This window comes from Herpetosiphon sp. NSE202, from assembly GCF_042688385.1.
GTDB lineage: Bacteria > Chloroflexota > Chloroflexia > Chloroflexales > Herpetosiphonaceae > Herpetosiphon.
The window spans coordinates 76,520-97,941 of record NZ_JBHUPY010000002.1; the positions used below are offsets into that span (position 1 = coordinate 76,520).

Below are 21,422 nucleotides of genomic sequence, written 5' to 3' on the forward strand. Positions count from 1 at the left end.
CGTTTATCAATCAGCTCATTGCTAGTAGTCGTTGTGACATTATGAAATTTAAAATTCGCCAACATCCACGCATGAAAGATATTTGTGTCGGTGACGAAGTGGTGTGGAATCCCCAATTGCTGTATGCCAACGTCGAGGAAATTTTTCCGGCGGCGGTTTGTGTCAATTTAGCAATACTCCGCACCGAGCCAATTCCCAAATTAGAGCTGCGGGCGCAACTTTGGCGCGCTGATGATATTGAAAATCTCAGTGTTTGTCGTTGTTGTGGCTCGCGGGAAAATCTGGTTACTCCATGTCATACAGGCGTACCGTTTCGGTTGTGCCAACATTGTTATACCTGCCACATTGAGGAGTCTCTGGCATGAGCCAACGTATTTATCGCTTGCAAGTCACCAAGGATCAGCTTGGGTTTGCAGCGGCGCATTTTATTACCATGCGCGGCAAATGTGAACGCCTGCATGGGCATAATTATCGCGTAACCGTCGAGGTCGAAGGCTTTTTGGGTGAAGATAAGTATGTGGTAGATTTTGGCGTGTTGAAAAAACATGCCGCTGAAATTGCGCGCACGCTCGATCATCGGGTGTTGTTGGCTGCTGAGAATGCAAAAATTGCCTATAGCCAAGCCGCGCAGCACATTACGGTGCGCTACGAAGAAAAATATTATATTTTTCCGCTGGCCGAAGTGATTATGCTGCCAATTGAAAACACCACGGCTGAGCTATTGGCAAGCTATTTTTGCGCCGAATTAAGCGAGCGCTTGCACCAAGATGGGGTTAATACGCTTAAAATGGTTGGGGTTTGGGTTTCCGAAGGGCCGGGCCAACAAGCGTTTGCCAGCATTGAATGGCCGCAAGCTTAAACTATCGAGGGCATAGCTATGGACGGAATTATGAGCGCACTGGTCGTTATTATCGGGGCAATTGGCTTAATTACCCTGCTAATTATGCGTACCAAAACCTATCGCGAACGCCTGCGCTTTCAGGCACGAGCGATGGATCGCCATGTGCGTACAACCAACATTCGCGATGATGTGCGCCAAGATATTTTGGACTTGTTGATTCGCGGCGATCGTTTGGCGGCGATTCAATATGCTCACGAACAAACCCACTTGGATCTTTTAGAAGCGCGCACGTTGGTCGATGATATTGAAAAAGCCTTGAAAAAGCACGACCAAACCCAAGGAACCCCAAGCGATGCCAATTGATCTTGCGCCCCACAACCCGTATGGCTTGACGCTCACCAACGCTGTGCTTGGGCGCTGCGGTGGCTTTGGCGCGGGCACTGATCGCTTGGCAAATATGGCGAATCTTGGGGCAATTATTACCGATCCGCTGGCAACCCGCGATCAAGCGCTGCAACTGCTGCCAACCACTGGCGGCGTGTTGTATCGGTCATCGACGCGTACATGGCGGCGGGCGCAACGCGATGCTGCGCATTGGCAAACGCTGAATCTGCCTGTGTTGCTGACCTTGCAACCACGCAGCCTGCAAGACCTCCAAGAATTATTGCGTAATTTGCAGGAAGGCGAGTGGGCGGCAGTTGTGCTCGATTTGGAGCAAAGTGGCGAATTGCAACACCTTGCGCGCTGGGTTGAATTAGTGCGTAATCAATGGGAAGCTCCGCTGGTGCTGCAAGTTGCGACCGATCAAATTAGCCAATTAACTACGATTCCCCAAACAATCGATGGCATCATGCTTAGTTCGGGGCCGCGGGCCAAGCAAGGCACGCACTATGGGCGTTTGCTCGGGCCTGCGGTTGAGCCATTGTTGCTTTGGGGGGTTGAACGGCTGCGCGAATTGAGCGATAAATCATTAATTTGTAGTGCTCCCAGCCTTGCTAGCCTCGCCAGCCTGCAAGTGCTTGGTGTGCAGGCCGTCGTTTTGGATAGCCTGCTGTGGACAACCAGCACTCACGATTTAGCCCAAGTGAGTTTTTAACCCCCCAACCCCCAGCCCCTCCTTTCAAGGCTAGGTTTTGAGCGATTGGTCGGTGGTGGAGCGTTCCCTCACCCCCAACCCCCTCTCCCACGAAAACGCGGGCGAGGGGGAGTACCCGTTTTTACCGACGCAGTGCGCAAGAACCACCAAAATTAAAGCCCCTCGCCCGCGCTACGGGCGAGGGGTTGGGGTGAGGGGATCTTACCGATCTCAGCATTTCCATCCCTGCCAAAAACTACAGGGCATAGGCCAATTGTCCCCCATGGCCATATTACTCTCCGTGCGCTGAGAACAACACTATTGCGCCTCATTTGTGACTACGAGTTAGAGGTAGACTATCCATATTGAAGTTGTGCTGTTGCAAGCGAGGCTGCATTTTAGAGTGGATGTAGCATTGCCACGGAGGAAGTAGATGGCAACTATTTTAGCAATTGATGACAGTGGCTTGATGCAAGCGTTTTGGGTGCGCATTTTGTCGCGCTCGCAGCATACAGTGGTTACGGTTAGCAGTGGCGATGAAATGCGGGCTGCGCTTACCACGCTCCATCCCCAGTTAATTTTCCTCGATCTCTCATTTCCTGGCGAAAACGGCTTTGAACTGTTAAAACAACTGCGTGGCTATTCGCAGTGCCTGGATATTCCGGTGATTGCCGTCAGTGGCTATGCAGGTGAGGATACGCGCCAAGCTTGCCGCGAAGCAGGTTTTACCGATTTTCTGGCGAAACCGTTCTCATTGGCTGAATTACGGGGCATCTTGACGCGCTATATCGAGCATCCAACCCAGTTGCGAGCCTTGGCGCGCTAAACGTGGGTGTGAATCATGCGGCTGCGCAGTTGTTTGCGCAAGGCTGCAATACCCAAGGCCAGCATAAAACAGCCAGTTTGGGTCAAGACGATCGTGGCTCCCGATGCTAAATCGAAGAAATAGCTCAGGTACATGCCAACGCAGCCAGTTAAACCGCCAATCACGGTTGAAATTCCAAGCATCCGATGAAAGCTATCGGTCAAGAGACGTGCGGTAATTGGTGGAATAACCAACGCAGCAGCGATTAACGTTACGCCCAGAATTTTCATCGAAACGATTAAGGTTGCGGCCAGCATCAACGAAAACAGCGTATCTAGCCAGTTGGTGCGCACGCCATAGACTTGGGCCACATCATTATTAAAGGTCATAAACAGCAGTTGTTTGTAACTGAAAAACACCACTAGCCCGACCATGAGGCACACGCCGCCGATTGCCCAAAGATCGCTGCTGGTTACGCCCAGAATATTGCCAAACAAGGCTGCATCAAACGAGCGGGTAAAGTTGCGATAGCGGCTAATCAAGGCCACACCAATCGCAAAACTTGCTGTTGTAACAATCCCAATTGCTGCATCGGCATTAATTTTGGTGCGCCGCGCGGTTTGATTAATCAGCACTGCGGCAGCAAAACCCCACAAACCAGCCCCAAGGTAGAAATTCCAGGCCAGCACAAACGAAACGACTGCGCCGCCAAAAATTGCGTGCGATAAACCATGGCCAATATAGCTCATCCCACGCAACACAATATACACGCCCAACAGGCCACACAAACTGCCAATCAGCACTGCGGCAACAATGCCATAGCGAAAAAAGCTAAAGCTCAGCGGTTCTAAAAGCTGATTCACTTGAATTCTCCATGGCTGGGTTTAGCACTTCGCCAATAATTGGATTGGGAATCAAATCGCGGTAGCTATGGTCATGCGGGCGTTGTTGAATTAACAGCATTCCTTCATGGCGCACTACAACCATTTCGCTATGATACGTTTGCTCAAGCACGGCAGGTGTAAACACTGCTTCGGGCGTGCCTTGGGCGATAATTGTTTGATTCATGCAGATAATCCACGGCACATGGGCTGCCGCAGAATTCAAATCATGGGTGGTCATTAAAATCGTCATGCCTTGTTGATTCAGCTCGGCCAGCAGGTGCAAAATTGTTTCGGCCACTCGTGGATCAATCCCAGTCGTTGGTTCATCGAGCACCAACATGGCTGGTTTGGCAACCAAGGCGCGGGCCAAAAAGACCCGCTGTTGCTGTCCGCCAGAAAGATTGCGAATGTGTTGTTTGGCTAATTGCTCAATTTCGAGTTGGGCCAACACGGCTTGCACTGCTTGGCGCTCGCTTTTGCGCAGCCACGGCCATGGATTCGCTTGGCGCACCAAGCCCATTGCCACAACCTGCTCAACCGTGACCGGAAAATTCCAATCGACCGTTTCAAGCTGTGGCACATAGGCAATCGTGGGAATTTGGCCATCGACCGGATGCTTACCATGAGTCAGAATCTGGCCATGGCTGGGAGCATGCAAGCCTAAAATTAAGCGCAATAGACTGGTTTTGCCAGCACCGCTTGGCCCAACCAGCGCCGCAAATTGGCCATGGTGCAGATGAATATTAATCTGATCGAGCACGAGGCGCTCTGCATAGCGCAACCCGACATTGCGTAACTCAATAATTGGCTGCATACAAGCCTTGCTCCCTATTGCTGTTGGATGACGTTGCTATCGCTGCCTGGAATGTTGCTGGTATCGAAATTGGCGATTAAGCTTGGGTCGCCGCCAAGATTCTCGGCCATAATTCGCAGATCTTCGGTGAGCAAGCCGAGGTAGGAGTGATTGGCTGCGCCAACTTCGCCAGGTAAATCATCGTCGCGCAAGCTATCGATATACTTTACGCCTGTTTCGCGGCCAATTTGCTCAAGCACTGTCGAAGGGAATACTTCGGAGCCAAAAATCGCTGGCACTTTTTGCTCGCGAATTTGGATAATCAAATCGGCAACATCTTTGGCTGATGGCTCGGAAAAATCGGCTGGCTGAATTGCCCCAATCACGGTCATGCCATAGTGCGGCGCGAAATAGGCCCATGAATCGTGATAGGTCAACAATTTACGGTTTTCAGCAGGTATACTTTCAACCGTCTTTTTTACTGCTACATCAAAGGCTTCGATGCGAGTTTTGAAGGCTGCATAGTTGGCGTTGTAATACTCGGTGTTGGTGGGATCGCGTCGCACTAAGTTGTCGCGCACAATTTCGGCATAGCGTAAGCCATAGAGCGGGTGAGTCCAGAGGTGGGGGTTGGGGCTGCCAGCCTCTTTGGGAAACGAGAAATCGTAGACATATTGCTCTGGCATAATCGTTTGCTCGCCGAGCAATATGATTTCGGCGCTTGGTTGCTTGTTGGCTTCGGCCAATTTGTGGGTTGGCTCCTCTAAATTAAGCCCATTGATGAAAATCAAATCGGCTTGAGCCAGGGTTTTGGCATCAGAAGGCACTGGCTCGAAGGTGTGCGAATTAACGCCCTCGGGCACAATGCCGGTTAAGCTAATTTTATCGCCGCCAATATTGTAGATAATGTTGGTAATTGGCGAAACCGTGCTAACAACGTTAAGTTTGCCTGTTTGGCCTTGGCTGGTTGGCGCAGCTTGTTCGGCTCCGCAACTTGCCAAGATCAATAGTAATAATAAGCTCGTAATCGACCAGCGTCGCATAGGGGTATCCATCCTCAACTACATGAATCCGGCGAGTATTCTACCATCATTCGTTTGTTCAGGTCGATCTCGTATAATAGTGAGGTATGAGGATCTAGGCTTTTGGCTATGCGGAACCGCGAAGAACGCGAAGAGCACGAAGAGGAGTTTTAACGCAGAGGCGCAGAGCAACCGAAGGATGAGGGATGAAATGCTAGCGGCTAGCGGAAAATAATTGGGGTTGGCAACCATGTTTTATTCCCTCACCCCCCAACCCCCTCGCCCACGAAAACGCGGGCGAGGGGGAGCTTCTGTGGATTTCCGACAAATCATGCTAAATTCACCATGTTAAGCCCCTCGCCCGCGCCACGGGAGAGGGGTTAGGGTGAGGGGATCTAAAACCTACCCTTGGAAGCACCCCGAACTATCGTCTGAAGCCGCGAACGACACGAATTGACGAAGTGTTGCATTTCGATCTTTTGCTAAAATAAGCAACCATTAATAGTTAAGCTGGCCAATCTACTGTTTATAAGGAGCATTTTCATGGATATTAAACGGGTAACCGTGATTGTTTTGGATGGCGTGGGCATTGGCGAAGCGCCCGACGCTGCTGAATATGGCGATGTTGGCAGCCACTCGTTGGCCAACACAGCGGCAGCAGTTAATGGCTTGAACGTACCAACGATGGCTAGCTTTGGGCTTGGTTGCGTCAGCGAAATCAAAGGTGTCGCTTGCCCAACAGCGCCGCAGGGTAGCTATGGCAAAATGCAGCCCTTATCCAAGGGCAAGGATACGGTTTCTGGCCACTGGGAGATGATGGGGATTGTCTTGGCAACGCCGTTTCCAGTCTATCCCGATGGCTTTCCTGCTGAAATTATCGAACCCTTTAAACAACAGATTGGTCGCGCTGTGCTTGGCAATAAATCGGCCTCGGGTACTGAAATTCTTGAAGAATTGGGTATGGAGCACATTCGAACTGGTGCGCCCATTGTCTATACCTCGGCAGATAGCGTGTTTCAGATTGCAGCCCATGAAGATGTGATTGCGCCCAGCGAATTATATGCGATGTGCGAAGCAGCCCGTGCGCTGTTGGTGGGCGAGCATGCAGTTGGGCGGGTGATTGCACGGCCATTTATTGGCGATAGCCCCGAAAATTTCAAACGCACTGCACGCCGCCACGATTATGCCCTAACCCCAGAAACGCCAACAATTTTGGATAAATTGGTAGCAGCGGGCAAAAGTGTCTACTCAGTTGGCAAAATTGACGATATTTTTGGCAATCGTGGCATTAGCGTTTCAAACCATACCGTTGATAACGCTGCCAGCTTGGAAGCGATTATCGAATTCCTTGATGCAGATTTTGAAGGCCTTTTGTTCGCCAATTTGATCGAGTTTGATATGATCTATGGCCATCGTAATGATCCAGTTGGCTATGCCAACGCCTTGCATGCGGTTGATCAGCGTTTGCCTGAAATTCAAGCCAAGCTCAAGGATGGTGATTTAGTGGTGATTACTGCTGATCATGGTGTTGACCCAACCACGCCTGGCTCAAACCATAGCCGCGAGTATGTGCCGCTGTTGGTGTTTGGACCAGCCTTAGGCAAACCGGTTAATTTAGGTACGCGCCAAACCCTGAGCGATCTGGCGGCGACGCTGGCTGAAATTTTTGGCTTGGAAGCTCCGTTGCATGGCACAAGTTTCTTGGCTGAACTGCAATAACGTTTTAGCTATTAATTGATAGCTAGCAAAACCTATCCTGAAAAGGGGTAGGTTTTGTTGATTAAGCCTCAAACTGCATGGCTCAGTGCATATTCTAGTGCTACCATATGAGGAAAGCATCCAGCAACAATTGCTGTGGGTATGGAAGGATTTTTTTGATGCAACTACGTCAACTTGGCAAATCGGAACTACAGATTCCTCGGATTGTAATTGGCGGCAATGTTTTTGGCTGGACGGTTGATCGGGCGCAAAGCTTTCGTTTGCTTGATGCCTTTGTCGATGCAGGCCTGAATGCAATCGACACTGCTGATGTCTATTCGGCATGGGTCGAGGGCAACAAGGGTGGCGAATCGGAAACCATCATTGGCGAATGGATTAAACAACGCCAGCGCCGCGACGATCTGCTTATTTTGAGCAAAGTTGGCGCTGGCACAGGCCTATCGAAGGCCAATATTGCCAAAGCAATTGATGGCTCATTGCAACGGCTGCAAACCGAGTACCTTGATCTGTATCAAGCTCATGTTGATGATGCTGAAACACCGTTGGAAGAAACCCTAACTGCGTTTGGTGAACTGATTCAACAAGGCAAAATTCGGGCGATTGGCGCTTCGAATTATAGTGCTGAACGCTTGCAAGCAGCGCTGGATATTAGCCAGCAGCATAATCTGCCCCGCTACGAAAGCCTACAACCGTTGTATAACCTCTATGATCGTGACCGTTATGAAGGCAATTTAGAAGCAGTTTGTCAACAAGCAGATTTGGGCGTGATTCCCTATTCAACCTTGGCATCGGGCTTTTTGACTGGTAAATATCGCAGTGAAGCCGACTTGGGCCAAAGTGCCCGTGGTTCAGGGGTGAGCAAATATCTGAACGACCGCGGGTGGGCGATGCTTAAGGCGCTTGATGAGGTTGCTGCTGAATTTCAGGCGACCCCTGGCCAAGTAGCCTTAGCATGGCAAATTGCGCGGCCAAGCATTACTGCACCAATTGCAAGTGCCACTAATCTTAATCAAGTTAACGATCTGATCAAGGCCGCCAAGCTCGAATTAACCTCGGCTGCGGTTGATTATTTGAACCAAGCTGGCCAATAACTTGGTTTGAGTTGAGAGTTTGTGATGGTTGATTTTAAGGTCGAAGCCGCATTACTAGTGGCTTCGCCCTTGCTTATGCTGATCTATTTGGAGCGCTGTTTTGAGCTAGGAGGAGCGTTGCTAAGCGTATTTGCATAACTCCACAGATCAGTGCATAATATTCGGTATCTGCATTTTTAGCGCCGCCTACCTCAATGAAATATCCACAGGTAACTCCACTGCTAACCACGGTCATTTGGTAGGGTTTGGCAAAGCGCTACAAGGAGGACTGGTGAATCGTTTCCTTCCACGTTGGGCTGTAATTTTCAGCTTACTCACCTTGGTGATTAGCTTATTTGCACAGCCAGTCGCTACAACAGCGCAAAAAGTTCCAGTAACAGTTGATTCAAATCCTATAACCAGCGATGGTGTTGCTGAGGCTGTGACAGCTTCGCCACGCTTGATTGTAGAGTTGGAATCACCTGCATTGGCTGCTTGGAGCAAAAGCACCAATAAGGCTCGTACCGCCAACCAACGGTTAAATCTTAAGGCTGCTGATGCCAAAGCCTATCTGGCGCAATTAGAGGCTGAACAAAACCTCTTTGTAGCAGATATGAGCAAAGCCTTGCCAGGCTCAAGCGTTTCAACCTTCGTTGATGAATTTGGCGCGAAAGACGAACTGCGTTATAGCGTGGTCTTCAACGGGATGACCGTGAACGTTGGCGATGCCAAACGTGACGATGCCCGTAAGATTTTGGCCTCATTGCCAAACGTCAAAGCTGTGCACCTTGACTTGCCTCAACAAGCAGATTTGCACTTGAGCAACAGCTTGATTGGTTCGCCAGCCCTGTGGAATAGTGCTGAAATTGGGGGCCGCAGCAATGCTGGCGCTGGAATTAAAGTTGCCTCGATGGACGGTGGCGTGCACAAAGATGCGCCAATGTTCAGCGGTGTAGGCTACGACTACCCAGAAGACTATCCAGACAATGGCTTGGGCTTGACCCAAAATAACAACGGCAAAATCATTGCTTCACGCGCTTACTTCCGTGATTGGGACGGCCCAGCCAATGGCGACCAAAATCCATGGCCAGGTGTAAATGGCACGCCTCACGGTGTGCACACCGCTGGGATTGCTGCTGGCGATGTTGTAACCGCAACCTTTAGCGGTTTGAGCTTGCCATCAATGAGCGGCGTAGCACCAAAAGCATGGATCATGAGCTATCGGGTGTTTTATGCCAGCGTCAACGGCATTGGCTCGTTCTACAATGCTGAAGGGATTGAAGCCCTTGAAGATATTGTGGCCGACGAAGCCGACGTGGTTAACAACTCATGGGGCGGTGGCCCAGGTAGCTTGGGTGGCGAATTCGATGCCCTTGATACTGCCTTGATCAACACCTCAAATGCTGGGATCTTTGTGTCAATGTCGGCTGGCAATGCTGGCCCCAACAAAGGCACCTCAGATCACCCATCAGATGAATATATTGTGGTAGCAGCTAGCACGACCCAAGGCACCTTTGCTGCCGGTCGTTTGGATGTAACCCAACCAACCCCAATCTCGCCAACCTTGCAAACGATTCCGATTGCAGCTGCTGGTTTTGGCGCTCCCGTGAATTCACTTGTGAGCCTGCCCTATTTACCAGCAGGTGTAGCTCAGCCAGCCAATAACTTAGGCTGTAACGCCTTCCCAGCAGGGACGTTCACTGGCAAAATTGCCTTGATCGAACGCGGTAGCTGTGAATTCGGGGTCAAAGCGCTGAACGGCCAAAACGCCGGTGCAAGCTTTGTCGTAATTTACAACAACGCTGCCAATGGCAATACCTTGATCAACATGAGCCCAGGTGCTGTTGGTGCTCAAGTAACCATTCCAGTAATTATGATTGGCTTTACGCCAGGCACTGGCTTGGTCAACTGGTACAACCAACATGGCGCTGGTTCAGTTGCTGAAATTAACCCATCGACCTACCTCGCTGCAAGCACCCCAGACGTAATTGCTGGCTTTAGCAGCCGTGGCCCAGGCGTTGGCGATGTTTTGAAGCCTGACGTAACCGCCCCTGGCGTGAATATCCTTTCGCATGGCTACACCCCAGGCGCGACTGGCGAAGCCCGTCACCTTGGCTATGGCACTGCATCGGGTACCTCGATGGCAGCACCTCACGTTGCTGGTGCAGCAGCTTTGTTACGCCAAGCACACCCAAGCTGGACCAACGACCAAATTAAATCGGCCTTGATGAGCACTTCGAAGTACATTGGGATTACAGTCGCTGATGGTTCACCAGCCCAACCATTGGATATGGGCGCTGGCCGGATCGATTTGAGCAAAGCCTCAAACCCAGGTGTCTTCTTAAGCCCACCAAGCTTGAGCTTCGGCCAAGTTTTGAGCGGCACGACCAAATCAATTTTGGTGACGGTCACCAACGCAACCAACGTTGCCGAAACCTATAACATCAGCACCCAATATACTGGTGGTGGTTTCAACAACATTACCCCAATGGCTGGCGTAACGCTGGCTGCCAATACGATCGCTGTTCCAGCAAATGGTAGCGCTCAATTCACCGTAACCTTCAACAGCTTGGCTGGCCGTGGCTATGGCGATAATCAAGGCTTTATTGTGCTTGATGGCCCAACCCACGATGCCCACATGCCAGCTTGGGCACGGGTAACCAAGCCTGCTGCTAATGTTGATGTGTTGGTGATTGATAACGACGGTAGCTCATCACTCGGTGAAGAGTATATCGATGTAACCAGCTACTACACCGAAACGCTGGAAGAAATTGGCTTGAGCTATCAAGTCTTGGATGTTGATAATTTGGCTGGCTCGGTTACCACCTTCTTGCCACCAGCTGAACAACTGTATCCATATAAAGCGATTATCTATTTCACTGGTAACTACGATCAACGCAACGGTGCGTTTACGGTTGCTACGCCATTGACCGCCTTGGATATGGATCGCTTGACCGAATACGCCAACAACGGCGGGACGATCATCGCGATGGGTCAGAATTTGGCTCAAGTGCTCAATTCAACCAGCCCAGACACTGAATCATTCTTCTATGCCAGTGTGTTGAGTGGTGAGTTCCTGCGCCCTAACATCAACTCATCGAACGTGGTTACGGTTACCAAACCATTGACCGCTACCACCCAAGCGCCAGAAGTATTCCAAGATATGGAAATCAACATCAATGCGAGCTTGGGCGACGGCGCTCGCAACCAACGCAGCGTTGATGCCCTTGAGTCGCTGTATGGCACTGACTTCGATCCAAATCGCGATGAGTTGATTCGCTCATTGTTCTCGATCGCTGGTGAAGAAGAAGCGACGACTGGTCGCTACCATCGCGCTCAACCAACCTTGGAAAACCCAGGTATCAGTTATTTGGGTCGCTCGATCTACACCACCTTCGGCTTAGAAGGGGTCAACAACTTGAGCGGTACTACCAGCCGTCAAGAGTTGCTCGAAACCTTCTTGAAAGTCTTGTGGGATGATGCAACCGGCATGATTTTGACCACCCCAAGTGGTGCCCAAACCATGTTCGATGTTGAGCTGACCTCAGAGTACGATGCAGTGCCAGTCGAATACCGCTGGGACTTCGGCGATGGCTCAGCCATCGTTACGACCCCAGCCGGCACGCCAGTTGGCCATACCTATACTGACCCCGACATGACCTACACGGTTCGGGTGGAAGTAACCGATAGCTATGGCAACAAGACGATTGTCACCAAACAAGTCAGCGAAGCTCACACTGTCTACTTGCCAGTGGTTGGCAAACACTAACGCTTGAACGTTGGTCAATTACTCCGCGAGGCGCTTGGTTTGAACCAAGCGCCTCGCGGTTTTTTTATGCCTGAAATAAAAAAAGCCCTGCAATCAGCCATGAGCGCAGGGCTTAGCGAATTATTGATAGTTCGCCACTTCATCCTTGATGCGGGCAATAAACTCATCGACGCTGATTGAGCCGAGGTCGCCGCCAGCGCGTTGGCGTACCGCGACAGCGCCATTTTCCTCTTCTTTATCGCCAACCACCAACATATACGGAATTTTCAGCTTTTGGGCATCGCGAATTTTAGCATTCATGCGGTTGTTGCTGGCATCAACTTCAACCCGCAAGCCTTGAGCATTCAACTTGGCAGCCACAGACTCAGCGTAGGCCACATGGCGGTCGGTAATCGGCACTAACGTGACTTGAACCGGAGCCAACCAAACCGGAAATGCACCTGCATATTGTTCGATCAACGTGCCTACAAAACGCTCAATCGAGCCAAATGGCGCACGGTGAATCATAATTGGCCGATGTTTTTGGCCATCTTCGCCCGTGTACTCAATTTCAAAGCGCTCTGGCAAGTTGTAGTCGACTTGCACCGTGCCAAGTTGCCATTGGCGGCCCAGCACGTCGCGGAAGATGAAATCGAGTTTGGGGCCGTAGAATGCGGCTTCGCCCTCAACGACCACATAATTCAAGCCCTTCTTTTCGGCAGCATTAATAATTGCGTTTTGAGCTTTTTCCCACACTTCGTCCGAGCCGATGTACTTGGGATTGCCCACCTCGCGCAAACCAACCCGCGCTTGGAAGTCTTTCAAGCCCATCGTGCCAAACACAAACAGAATCAAATCAACGACTTTCAAAAACTCTGCTTCAAGTTGGTCAGGCGTGACAAACAAGTGCGAATCGTCGACCGTGAACGAGCGGACTCGCAGCAAGCCCGTCAATTCGCCGCTATGCTCGTAGCGATAGACCGTGCCAAACTCAGCCAAGCGCAAGGGCAAATCACGATACGAACGTGGTTCGCTGGCATAAATTTCAATGTGATGGGGGCAGTTCATCGGCTTGAGCAGATAAATTTCGCCCTCGGGATTTTCAGGGTCGTCATTGGCAATTTCGCTCATTGGAGGGAAAATGCCATCGCGATAGGTGTACCAGTGCCCGCTCGTTTTGTAAAGATCGATTTTGCCCATATGTGGCGTGACGACTGGTAAATAGCCACGGTCGATTTGAGCCTGGCGCAAAAAGCGCTCAAGTACATCACGCAGAATTGCACCCTTGGGCAGCCACAATGGCAAGCCAGCACCAACTTTTTGCGAGAAGGTAAATAAGCCCAACTCACGGCCAAGCTTGCGGTGATCGCGTTTTTTGGCTTCTTCTTGCTGCCACAAGTAATGATCAAGCTCTTCTTTCGAAGGCCAAACCGTGCCATAGATGCGTTGTAACATTGGGCGTTTTTCATCGCCACGCCAATATGCACCTGAAACCCGCAACAACTTAAAGCCATTAGGCGGAATTTCGCTCAGGCTTTCGACATGTGGGCCTTTACATAAATCTTCGAACGAATCATGTTTATAGGTTGAGATAATCGTGTCGGCGGCGACAGCTTTTTCGCCATATTCGTCTTCGCCTTTTGCCAAGCCAGCGATCAATTCGAGCTTGTAGGGTTGGTCTTTGAATAATTCGCGGGCTTCGTCTGCTGAAACTTCACGATAGGCAAAGCGATGTTTGGCCTTGATGATTTTGCGCATTTTAGCTTCGATGTCTTTGAGATCATCGGGCGTTAATGGCCGTGGCAAATCAAAATCATAATAAAAGCCATTTTCAACTGGTGGGCCGATCGCAATTTTGCCCTCAGGGAAAATTTCAAGCACAGCTTGGGCCAACACGTGCGCCGTCGAGTGGCGCAAGCGATACAGTGGATCATTATCTGGGTTTACTGGTGGCATTGGGAAACTCCTAGAAAAAGTATGAAGGATGAAGGATGAAATAGTCAGGTCTTAGCAAGCACTTAAATTTCATAATTCATAATTTAAACATTACCAACATGGCATGAGATGGCGCGGGGCTTCTGGGCGTTGCGCCAAATCGCGTTGATAGACTAATTTGAGCATTGCAGCGCGATATTCAGCGCTTTCGATCAGGTGCCAGCCCTCGGCTTGGAGTTCGGCTTCCATCGCCGCCCGATCCGACCATTCACGAGCCTCGGCGGCACAGGGAGCGTCGCCCTGAACCGGGGCATAGGCAATTAAGTATTCCAACATAGTTCTGCTCCTTTAAGTGATTGATGGTGGCAGTATCACTTTCGTCCAGAACGATCACCCCCTTCTGAAATTATGAAGGATGAAGGATGAAGGATGAAAAAATTTTTGCTAGATCCAAAATCTTTTGCGGATCAGCCATATTTTCATCCCTCATAATTCATCCTTCATCCTTCACCTTGGTGTTATTGTGCTTCAACGGTGGCGGTCAATACGCCATCGCTTACTTCGATTGCGGTAATTCGTTGGCCATTGGCGGCAAGTTGATTATTGAGCTTGGCTTCTAAGGTTTGTGAAAGTTGCTCAGGGTCAAGCAAAAAGCCAAGTGCGCCATCAATTTGCGCATCAACGACATCAACCCGACCATCGGCGGTTACTTGGACTCCAGCGGTTGCCGTGCCAGTTATGCCATAGGCTCCAACGGTTGCGCCCAAACGGCCTGGCGTAAAGCGCACCGTCGCACTATCCAAGGGGCTAATTTCATTAGGATTGGCCTGCAAAAATTGGTTAATTTCGCTATCGGTCACTTGGACGGTGCCTTGGAAGCCAGCAGGAATTTCGCTGTTGGGGCCGCCAAGTTGTTCATCGAGCTTGCGATCAATTTGCTGTTCGAGTTGGCCGCCCAAGGTGTTGCCTGCTTGCTCGCTGAGCATGGGTCGCAAATAGAAATAGACTCCCAACAAGCCACCTAAGACCAAAAAAACCAGCACCGTCAAGGTTGTTAAGCAACCAAACAGACAACCGCGGCGGCGGCGTGGTGGCGGTGGTGGTGCATAGCCATAGCCATAACCCATACGAAACCTCCTGTGGCGCGGTTAAACAAAAATGCCCCGTCCTGCACATACATAGGACGAAGGCAAACATAAACCTCGTGGTTCCACCTAATTTCCAAATTAGCAAGCGCTAATTTGCTTAAGTTGTCCGGTAGCGGGGACAAAACGCATCGATCTACTAGCCAAGGGCGTTCGGCGATGAACTCAGAGGGGGTATTGTTTGGTGGCGTGCCAGCAACGCTCGCAATCTATGGCGCTGCTTCCCTGATGGTGTTACCCAAACAACATGGCATCATCACTGTTCGGCTATTCAATTGTGCTAGATGCTACCATACCTTAGCACTCTTCGTCAATCAGCCCTGCGAATGAGCAAAATCTTAACGTCACAGCCCAAATTACTCACTAATCAACACCTCCAATGGCTACTACTCCAATCAGATGCCGCATTTTTCTCCAAACAACGAGCGAATCAGTAGATAGACCGATCTCAGCGTGGCCAAACTCGGTTAAGCTAGCTGCTAGCTCTAATGTGTTGGATTCGATACAGTCAATAGATGGCGAGATTGGTGGCCAAACTACGCCACTGTGTGCTAAATCTGGGAGTACCTAATGGCCAAACGTGAATTTTCGGTTGAACATGAATATAGCTACCCACGCAGTAGCCCAATTCGCTGGATTATAGCCCATGTTTGGCGCTACTGGTTTTTAGCCTGTGTGGTGTTACTCTGTTTTCTTGGTTCGTGGGTAACCTACTCGCAAGCACGGGTGGTCATCGGCGATGTTGCGGGTTTGTTTAAAGTATCCTTCGATGCTGAGGGATTGCCTCTCCCCTTCGACGCTGCGCTATTATTAAGAATGTCGCTAATTATTTTGGCCCTTTTAGTCGCTGATGGTTTTTCTTTGTGGTTTGGCAGTTTAGCCGGCGAAACAATTGCTGCCCGCTTTGAGGCCGATGCGCGCGAAGAGTTATATACCAGTCTGTTGGGCAAAAGCCAAGCCTACCACGACCGCCAACGCGTCGGCGATTTGATGGCCCGCGCTACCGACGATACCAGCCAACTTGCCAGCATGATTGTGCCTGGCAGTACCATGATTTTTGAAAGCATCTTGGGAATTGTGGTTCCATTGGCATATGTAGGCTTTATCAACGTTGAATTACTCTTAGTTCCCCTAGGTTTTGTGGCCTGTTATATCATCGCGGTTCGGCGCTATGTGCGACGCTTAAATCCGGTTATTGCTGAGCAGCGTGAGCAATTTGGCAAGCTCAATGCTGGCCTCGAAGAAACTATCTCAGGGATTGAAGTGGTCAAGGCCAGCGCCCGCGAAGGCTTTGAACGGCTTAAATATCGCCGCCATGCCCGTGGTTTTCGCGATTTATTTGTCCAACAAGGGCGCATTGAAGCCCGCTATATTCCATTGTTGCTGTTTGGCATTACCTTCGGCTTAACCTTCTTGCACTCGATGATTTTGTTTGATCAAAGTCGGATCACCATCGCCGATATTATTGCGGTGATGAGCTTGATTGGCTTGTTGCGCTTCCCAACCTTCATCTCGTTGTTTGCTTTTACCTTGGTTCAAACAGGTATTGCCAGCGCAGGCCGGATTTTGAGCGTTATCAAGGAAGAAACTGAGCTTGACGAAAATCTGCAAGGTCATCAAGCAACGCTCAAAGGCGAATTACGCTTCGATCACGTCCAATTTGGCTACGAAGCCCAGCCAATTTTGCATGATGTTTCGTTCAGCGTAAAGCCAGGCCAAACCGTGGCAATCGTCGGCCAAACTGGCTCGGGCAAAAGCGCCTTGACCCAATTGGTCAACCGCACCTACGATGTGCAAGCAGGTCGCGTATTAATTGATGGAATTGATGTCCGCGAGTGGAATCTCGATACCTTGCGCTCGCAAATCTCCAAAATCGAGCAAGATGTGTTCTTGTTTTCGCGCACAATTGGCGAGAATATTGCTTTTGGTGCGCCCAACGCCACCCGCGAGCAAATTATCGAAGCCGCCAAGGCCGCCCAAGCGCACGATTTTATTAGCTCGTTTGTCAATGGCTACGATACCGAAATTGGCGAGCGCGGCGTAACCCTCTCTGGTGGTCAGCGCCAACGGATTGCCTTGGCCCGTGCCTTCTTGAGCAATCCACGGATTTTGATTTTGGATGATTCGACCAGCGCTATCGATAGCGCGACTGAAGATCAAATTCAACGTGCAATTCGCGAAGCCCAACGTGGCCGCACCACCTTGCTGATTACCCATCGGCTTTCACAAATTCGCTGGGCCGATGTGATTCTGGTGCTCGATGGTGGGCGGATTGTGGCAGCAGGCGATCACGAACACTTGCTGCGTACCTCCAACCATTATCGCCGGATCTTTGCCCGCTATGAAAGCTCGTTGCCGCCAATTGAGCAAGCAGTTTTGGCCTAAAATCCAATGCGCCACCAGTTGCTGCTGGTGGCGCAATTGTTTAAGTGAGTTGGAGCCACGGCTGTTCGGTCTGATTGGCAAATACCGTCACAATATCGCGAATCAATTGATGTGATTGGCGATTTTTGGAGATAAAACCATCAAGCCCAGCCTGATAGAACAATGCTTGGGCTTGCTCATCACGGCTCCAGCCAATAATTTTGGCATCGTCGGCCAAGGCGCGATGCTTGAAATGCTCCGAACGAATTTGCGGCATTAGCTCGGCAATCCCCACGCCATCAGCCAAGCGTTGATCAATCAAAATCAAGCGCGCATAGTGTTGCGGTTGATATTCGAGCCATTGCAACAGCTGAAAACTGGTGCTGCAAATGCTAATTGCAGTTGATAAATTGAATTGGGTTAATAATTGCTCTGCGCCGCGAAATTGGGTTTTGGCCATAATTTGTAAAACTCGGGTACTCTCCACCAGACACACATTGGCTAACATGCCAGACTCCTTGCTCCAGACCAGATTATTCTATTCCTAGAATATTGATATACCAAATTGACTACATTAGCGGCTTTAGTGGCACACGAGGGTAGAAATTGGCTACTTCGTTGATTAATTCGATGCTTGAATTGCAGAAGGTGATTGTTTGCGGCGATGCTGCTCTCAGTGCACTTGATTATAGCATAGCTCACTTCAGCCCAAGCCCAATTTAATTGATAATCTGCTGCAAAAAAGTACTTTTTGATTCGTACTGAACTAAATAGCTTACTTGATACAAAAACTTACATTTTTAGCATGAATGCCATGCTAATTGATATTTATTAATCAATTTAAATAATTACTTTATGAATATATGCAGATAATTGATTGATCTGATCGATTCACCCTGATTGCCTAACCGAAGTTTAGCCCAAACTGCCTACCAACAGCATGGCCGCGCTGAGCGTAGGAGCTTAAATTTTGTTAATTAAAACTCTTGACAAATGTTTAAAAATCAGTTAAAGTCTTTGTAATTCCAATGAAATTATTTAGTAACCCTCTGTGTTGGCTAGCATTTTGGAACGCTCGTGACGGATGAACTCTCGATAAGCACGAAGGAGTGACGATTATGAATGTGATCCATCGTCGTTTTCGGTTTCTAGCCTTTATCTTAATCCCCGTTCTTGTTATGCTGATGGCCTTGAGTCAGCAAAAAGTTCAAGCTGCCGCCCCAGCCTGGGATGGCAACAATCACGCCTATGCGATTGGTAATCGGGTAAGTTATGCTGGTGGCGAATATGAATGTATTCAAGCCCATACTTCATTGCCCAATTGGAATCCGGTTGATGTTCCGGCCTTGTGGCGCGCGGTTTCACCAAGCAATCCAACCGCAACGCCGAATAACCCAACCGCAACCCCACGCCCAGCGACGGCCACCCCGCGACCTGCAACCGCAACACCGCGGCCCGGTACCGCAACGCCAACGCCGAATAACCCAACCGCCACCCCACGGCCAGCAACGGCAACGCCTGTGTTGCCAACTGCAACCACCACTCCAGGCGGCGGCAAACGAATCATCGGCTACTTCGCCGAATGGGGAGTCTACGGTCGCAACTATCATGTGCGCAACATCAAAACCAGCGGTTCAGCTGCCAAGTTGACCCACATCAACTACGCATTTGGCAACGTCGTCAACAGCCGCTGCCAATTGGGTGATACCTACGCCGATTATGATCGAGCCTATAGTGCTGCTGAAAGCGTCGATGGCGTAGCCGACACCTGGGATACTGGCGTATTGCGCGGCAGCTTCGGCCAATTGCGCAAGCTCAAAGCCGAATTCCCCCACTTGAAAGTGATGATTTCGTTGGGTGGTTGGACGTGGTCGGCTGGCTTCTCGGATGCTGCGTTGCCAGCAAACCGCGCCGCCTTCGTCAAATCATGTATCGATTTGTTCATCAAGGATTCACGTTGGGCTGGCGTATTCGATGGCATCGACATCGACTGGGAATATCCAGGTTCATGTGGCAACACCTGTAACTTCCGTCCAGAAGATACCCAAAACTTCACCGCCTTGTTGAGCGAATTCCGCAGCCAATTGAACGCAGTGCGCCCAGGCTTGTTGTTGACGATTGCAGCGCCAGCAGACCCAGCCAAAATCGCCAAGATTCAAGTTGGCCAGATTCACCAATACCTCGATTTTATCAACATTATGACCTACGACTTGCACGGTGCTTGGGAAGCCAACACCAACTTCCAATCAAACTTGTACTCAATCGCTGGCGATCCCGGCCCAATCTACTCGGTTGATGCAGGTGTAAACGCTTGGTTGAACGGTGGAACTCCAGCAAATAAAGTTGTGGTTGGCGTACCATTCTACGGTCGTGGCTGGCAAAATGTGCCAAGCACCAACAATGGCTTGTTCCAACCTGGCTCGGCTGCTCCAGCCACCTACGAAGCAGGCATCGAAGATTACAAAGTGCTTAAAACCAAAGGCTTGACCCGCTACTCAAATAGCGCTGCTGGCGCTGCTTGGCTCTATGGCAACGGCCAATTCTGGACCTACGATGACCCAGCGATTATGAAAGTCAAGACCGACTATGTGAAAGCAAAAGGTCTTGGCGGCACGATGTTCTGGGAATTGAGCGGCGACACCACTGATGGCGAATTGATCAACGCCCTCTACCAAGGTCGCTAGGTTTCAAACTCATATCGGTGAGGCTGAATGGCGCAGGCAGCAATGCTTGCGTCATTTGGTTTTTTAGAAGATAAGATTCCCTCACCCCAACCCCTCGCCCGTGGCGCGGGCGAGGGGCTTTAAATCTCTGGTTCTCCCGCAATTTGTGGTAAAAATGGTCGGCTCCCCCTCGCCCGCGTTCAGTGGGAGCGGGGGATGGCTTCCAAGGGTCGGTTGTTAAGATTCCCTCACCCTAACCCCTCGCCCGTGGCGCGGGCGAGGGGCTTTAAATCTCTGGTTCTCCCGCAATTTGTGGTAAAAATGGTCGGCTCCCCCTCGCCCGCGTTCAGTGGGAGAGGGGGCTGGGGGGTGAGGGGACTTTATAATTTGCGGTATGCTTCTTGATTTACCAAGCCTAGCATTTTGTAGCTGGCAAGGAGTGGTGTGATGGCCGCAGAGCATGCATTTGGCAATGAAGCTGCGCTTGGTGATGATGAATTACCTGCGTATGCCCCAATGTTGCAAGCATTTCATCGAGCGTGTGCAGTTTCGTTGGTTGCGATTATCGATTCGTTGCCGTTAAATGAAGGTATGGTGGTGCTGGATCTCGGCAGTGGCGATGGTTTTTATTCTGCCTTGCTGGCCCAACGGGTTGGCACGAGTGGCAAGGTTATTGCCGCCGATTCATCGCCAGCCTATTTAAATTTGGCCCAAAACGCGCTTGGTGCGACGAAGTTTGCTGATCGGGTTAGCTTTGAGCAGGTTGATATTCGCCAATTGCCATGGGCTGATGATCATTTTGATCTGGTTTGGTGTGCGCATAGTTTGTATAGCTTGCCCGAGCCGCAAGCAGCAATCGCCGAGTTGACGAGAGTAACCAAGGCTGGTGGCTGGGTGGCAATTCTGGAAAACGATACGATGCATCATCATGTGTTGCCATGGCCGCCGGAGATTGAGCTAGCGATTCGCAATGCTCAATTGGCCGATATTGCCGATGAGCCGATTAAGCTGCAAAAATATGAGCTTGGACGCAATTTGCTGGGCTATTTTACCGATGCTGGCCTGAGCGAATGCGCAATGCGTTCCTATACTATCGATCACCAATATCCATTGAGCGTTGATGAACAAACTTTTATGCACCACTATTTAGTAGATTTGCTACAACATGTTGATTCTCAGCTTGAGCCAACCATGCTTGCCCACGTTGAAACCTTGATTGACCCCAGGCATCCTGACAGCATGTTCAACCAAGCAAGCTTCTATTCAAACCACTTGGAGTTGCTCGCACTAGGCCGTAAGCCTGCCTAAATGCTTGAGTGAGAGTGCTATACTGAGCATATTCTATCTTGGTGGAGGTT

Annotated in this window: 18 protein-coding genes; 11 read left to right on the forward strand and 7 right to left on the reverse strand. The window is 50.3% G+C overall.

Annotation, left to right across the window (positions count from 1 at the left end):
- Positions 1-41 precede the first annotated feature (41 nt).
- The 5 genes from ACFMKP_RS04790 (at position 42) to ACFMKP_RS04810 (ending at position 2,742) form a co-directional block, all read left to right on the forward strand.
- Positions 42-365: a hypothetical protein gene (locus ACFMKP_RS04790; protein ID WP_110515277.1), complete on the forward strand. Its 324-nt coding sequence runs from the start codon at positions 42-44 to the stop codon at positions 363-365.
- Positions 362-859, forward strand: coding sequence for a 6-pyruvoyl tetrahydropterin synthase family protein (locus ACFMKP_RS04795; protein WP_382289553.1), 498 nt, complete (start codon positions 362-364; stop codon positions 857-859). Before ACFMKP_RS04790 ends, ACFMKP_RS04795 begins: the two co-directional genes overlap by 4 nt.
- Before the next feature lie 30 nt (positions 860-889).
- Positions 890-1,204, forward strand: coding sequence for a hypothetical protein (locus ACFMKP_RS04800; protein ID WP_054533597.1), 315 nt, complete (start codon positions 890-892; stop codon positions 1,202-1,204).
- Positions 1,194-1,937, forward strand: a complete 744-nt coding sequence (locus ACFMKP_RS04805) for a hypothetical protein (protein ID WP_382289556.1) — start codon at positions 1,194-1,196, stop codon at positions 1,935-1,937. The genes ACFMKP_RS04800 and ACFMKP_RS04805 overlap by 11 nt, the downstream gene beginning before the upstream one ends.
- A 412-nt stretch (positions 1,938-2,349) precedes the next feature.
- Entirely contained in the window at positions 2,350-2,742 is a 393-nt protein-coding gene (locus tag ACFMKP_RS04810) for a response regulator (RefSeq protein ID WP_382289557.1), read from the forward strand.
- Here ACFMKP_RS04810 and ACFMKP_RS04815 read toward each other — a convergent pair.
- From ACFMKP_RS04815 to ACFMKP_RS04825, 3 genes are read right to left on the reverse strand one after another with little or no spacing between them, the layout of a single operon-like run.
- Positions 2,739-3,584 carry a metal ABC transporter permease gene (locus ACFMKP_RS04815; RefSeq protein ID WP_382289559.1) on the reverse strand — a complete coding sequence of 282 codons (846 nt, stop codon included), beginning with the start codon at positions 3,582-3,584 and terminating at the stop codon, positions 2,739-2,741. The genes ACFMKP_RS04810 and ACFMKP_RS04815 overlap by 4 nt on opposite strands.
- Entirely contained in the window at positions 3,553-4,419 is an 867-nt protein-coding gene (locus ACFMKP_RS04820) for a metal ABC transporter ATP-binding protein (protein ID WP_382289561.1), read from the reverse strand. The genes ACFMKP_RS04815 and ACFMKP_RS04820 overlap by 32 nt, the downstream gene beginning before the upstream one ends.
- A gap of 14 nt (positions 4,420-4,433) precedes the next feature.
- Positions 4,434-5,441: a metal ABC transporter substrate-binding protein gene (locus ACFMKP_RS04825; RefSeq protein ID WP_382289563.1), complete on the reverse strand. Its 1,008-nt coding sequence runs from the start codon at positions 5,439-5,441 to the stop codon at positions 4,434-4,436.
- Positions 5,442-5,963: 522 nt separating this feature from the next.
- On the opposite strand from ACFMKP_RS04825, the gene ACFMKP_RS04830 reads away from it, so the two are divergent.
- The 3 genes from ACFMKP_RS04830 to ACFMKP_RS04840 all read left to right on the forward strand — a co-directional run bounded on the left by ACFMKP_RS04830 (position 5,964) and on the right by ACFMKP_RS04840 (position 11,978).
- Positions 5,964-7,139 (forward strand): phosphopentomutase, encoded by a 1,176-nt coding sequence (locus ACFMKP_RS04830; protein ID WP_382289565.1) that lies wholly within the window; start codon positions 5,964-5,966, stop codon positions 7,137-7,139.
- A gap of 158 nt (positions 7,140-7,297) precedes the next feature.
- A complete protein-coding gene (locus ACFMKP_RS04835) occupies positions 7,298-8,230 on the forward strand; it encodes an aldo/keto reductase (protein WP_382289567.1) in 933 nt (310 codons plus the stop codon).
- A 271-nt stretch (positions 8,231-8,501) separates the two neighbouring features.
- Positions 8,502-11,978, forward strand: a complete 3,477-nt coding sequence (locus tag ACFMKP_RS04840; protein ID WP_382289569.1) for a S8 family serine peptidase — start codon at positions 8,502-8,504, stop codon at positions 11,976-11,978.
- A 120-nt stretch (positions 11,979-12,098) separates the two neighbouring features.
- Here the strand turns inward: ACFMKP_RS04840 and thrS are convergent, their stop codons facing one another.
- The 3 genes from thrS to ACFMKP_RS04855 form a co-directional block, all read right to left on the reverse strand.
- On the reverse strand, positions 12,099-13,913 hold the full coding sequence (gene thrS, locus ACFMKP_RS04845; RefSeq protein ID WP_382289571.1) for a threonine--tRNA ligase: 1,815 nt from the start codon (positions 13,911-13,913) through the stop codon (positions 12,099-12,101).
- 90 nt (positions 13,914-14,003) lie between these two features.
- A complete protein-coding gene (locus tag ACFMKP_RS04850) occupies positions 14,004-14,228 on the reverse strand; it encodes a hypothetical protein (RefSeq protein ID WP_382289573.1) in 225 nt (74 codons plus the stop codon).
- Positions 14,229-14,410: 182 nt separating this feature from the next.
- Positions 14,411-15,019 (reverse strand): hypothetical protein, encoded by a 609-nt coding sequence (locus ACFMKP_RS04855; RefSeq protein WP_382289574.1) that lies wholly within the window; start codon positions 15,017-15,019, stop codon positions 14,411-14,413.
- A gap of 588 nt (positions 15,020-15,607) precedes the next feature.
- Between ACFMKP_RS04855 and ACFMKP_RS04860 the strand changes: the two genes are divergently transcribed.
- Positions 15,608-17,422 (forward strand): ABC transporter ATP-binding protein, encoded by a 1,815-nt coding sequence (locus ACFMKP_RS04860; RefSeq protein ID WP_382289576.1) that lies wholly within the window; start codon positions 15,608-15,610, stop codon positions 17,420-17,422.
- A gap of 40 nt (positions 17,423-17,462) precedes the next feature.
- On the opposite strand, the gene ACFMKP_RS04865 is transcribed toward ACFMKP_RS04860, so the two are convergent.
- The gene (locus ACFMKP_RS04865; protein WP_204757048.1) at positions 17,463-17,909 is read right to left on the reverse strand and encodes a response regulator transcription factor; all 447 of its coding nucleotides are present in this window, start codon (positions 17,907-17,909) and stop codon (positions 17,463-17,465) included.
- A gap of 610 nt (positions 17,910-18,519) precedes the next feature.
- Between ACFMKP_RS04865 and ACFMKP_RS04870 the strand changes: the two genes are divergently transcribed.
- Together ACFMKP_RS04870 and ACFMKP_RS04875 are read left to right on the forward strand one after the other, a co-directional pair.
- Complete coding sequence (locus ACFMKP_RS04870; RefSeq protein WP_382289579.1) at positions 18,520-20,085, forward strand: glycosyl hydrolase family 18 protein; 1,566 nt, start codon at positions 18,520-18,522, stop codon at positions 20,083-20,085.
- 426 nt (positions 20,086-20,511) lie between these two features.
- Complete coding sequence (locus ACFMKP_RS04875) at positions 20,512-21,372, forward strand: class I SAM-dependent methyltransferase (RefSeq protein ID WP_382289581.1); 861 nt, start codon at positions 20,512-20,514, stop codon at positions 21,370-21,372.
- Positions 21,373-21,422 lie beyond the last annotated feature (50 nt).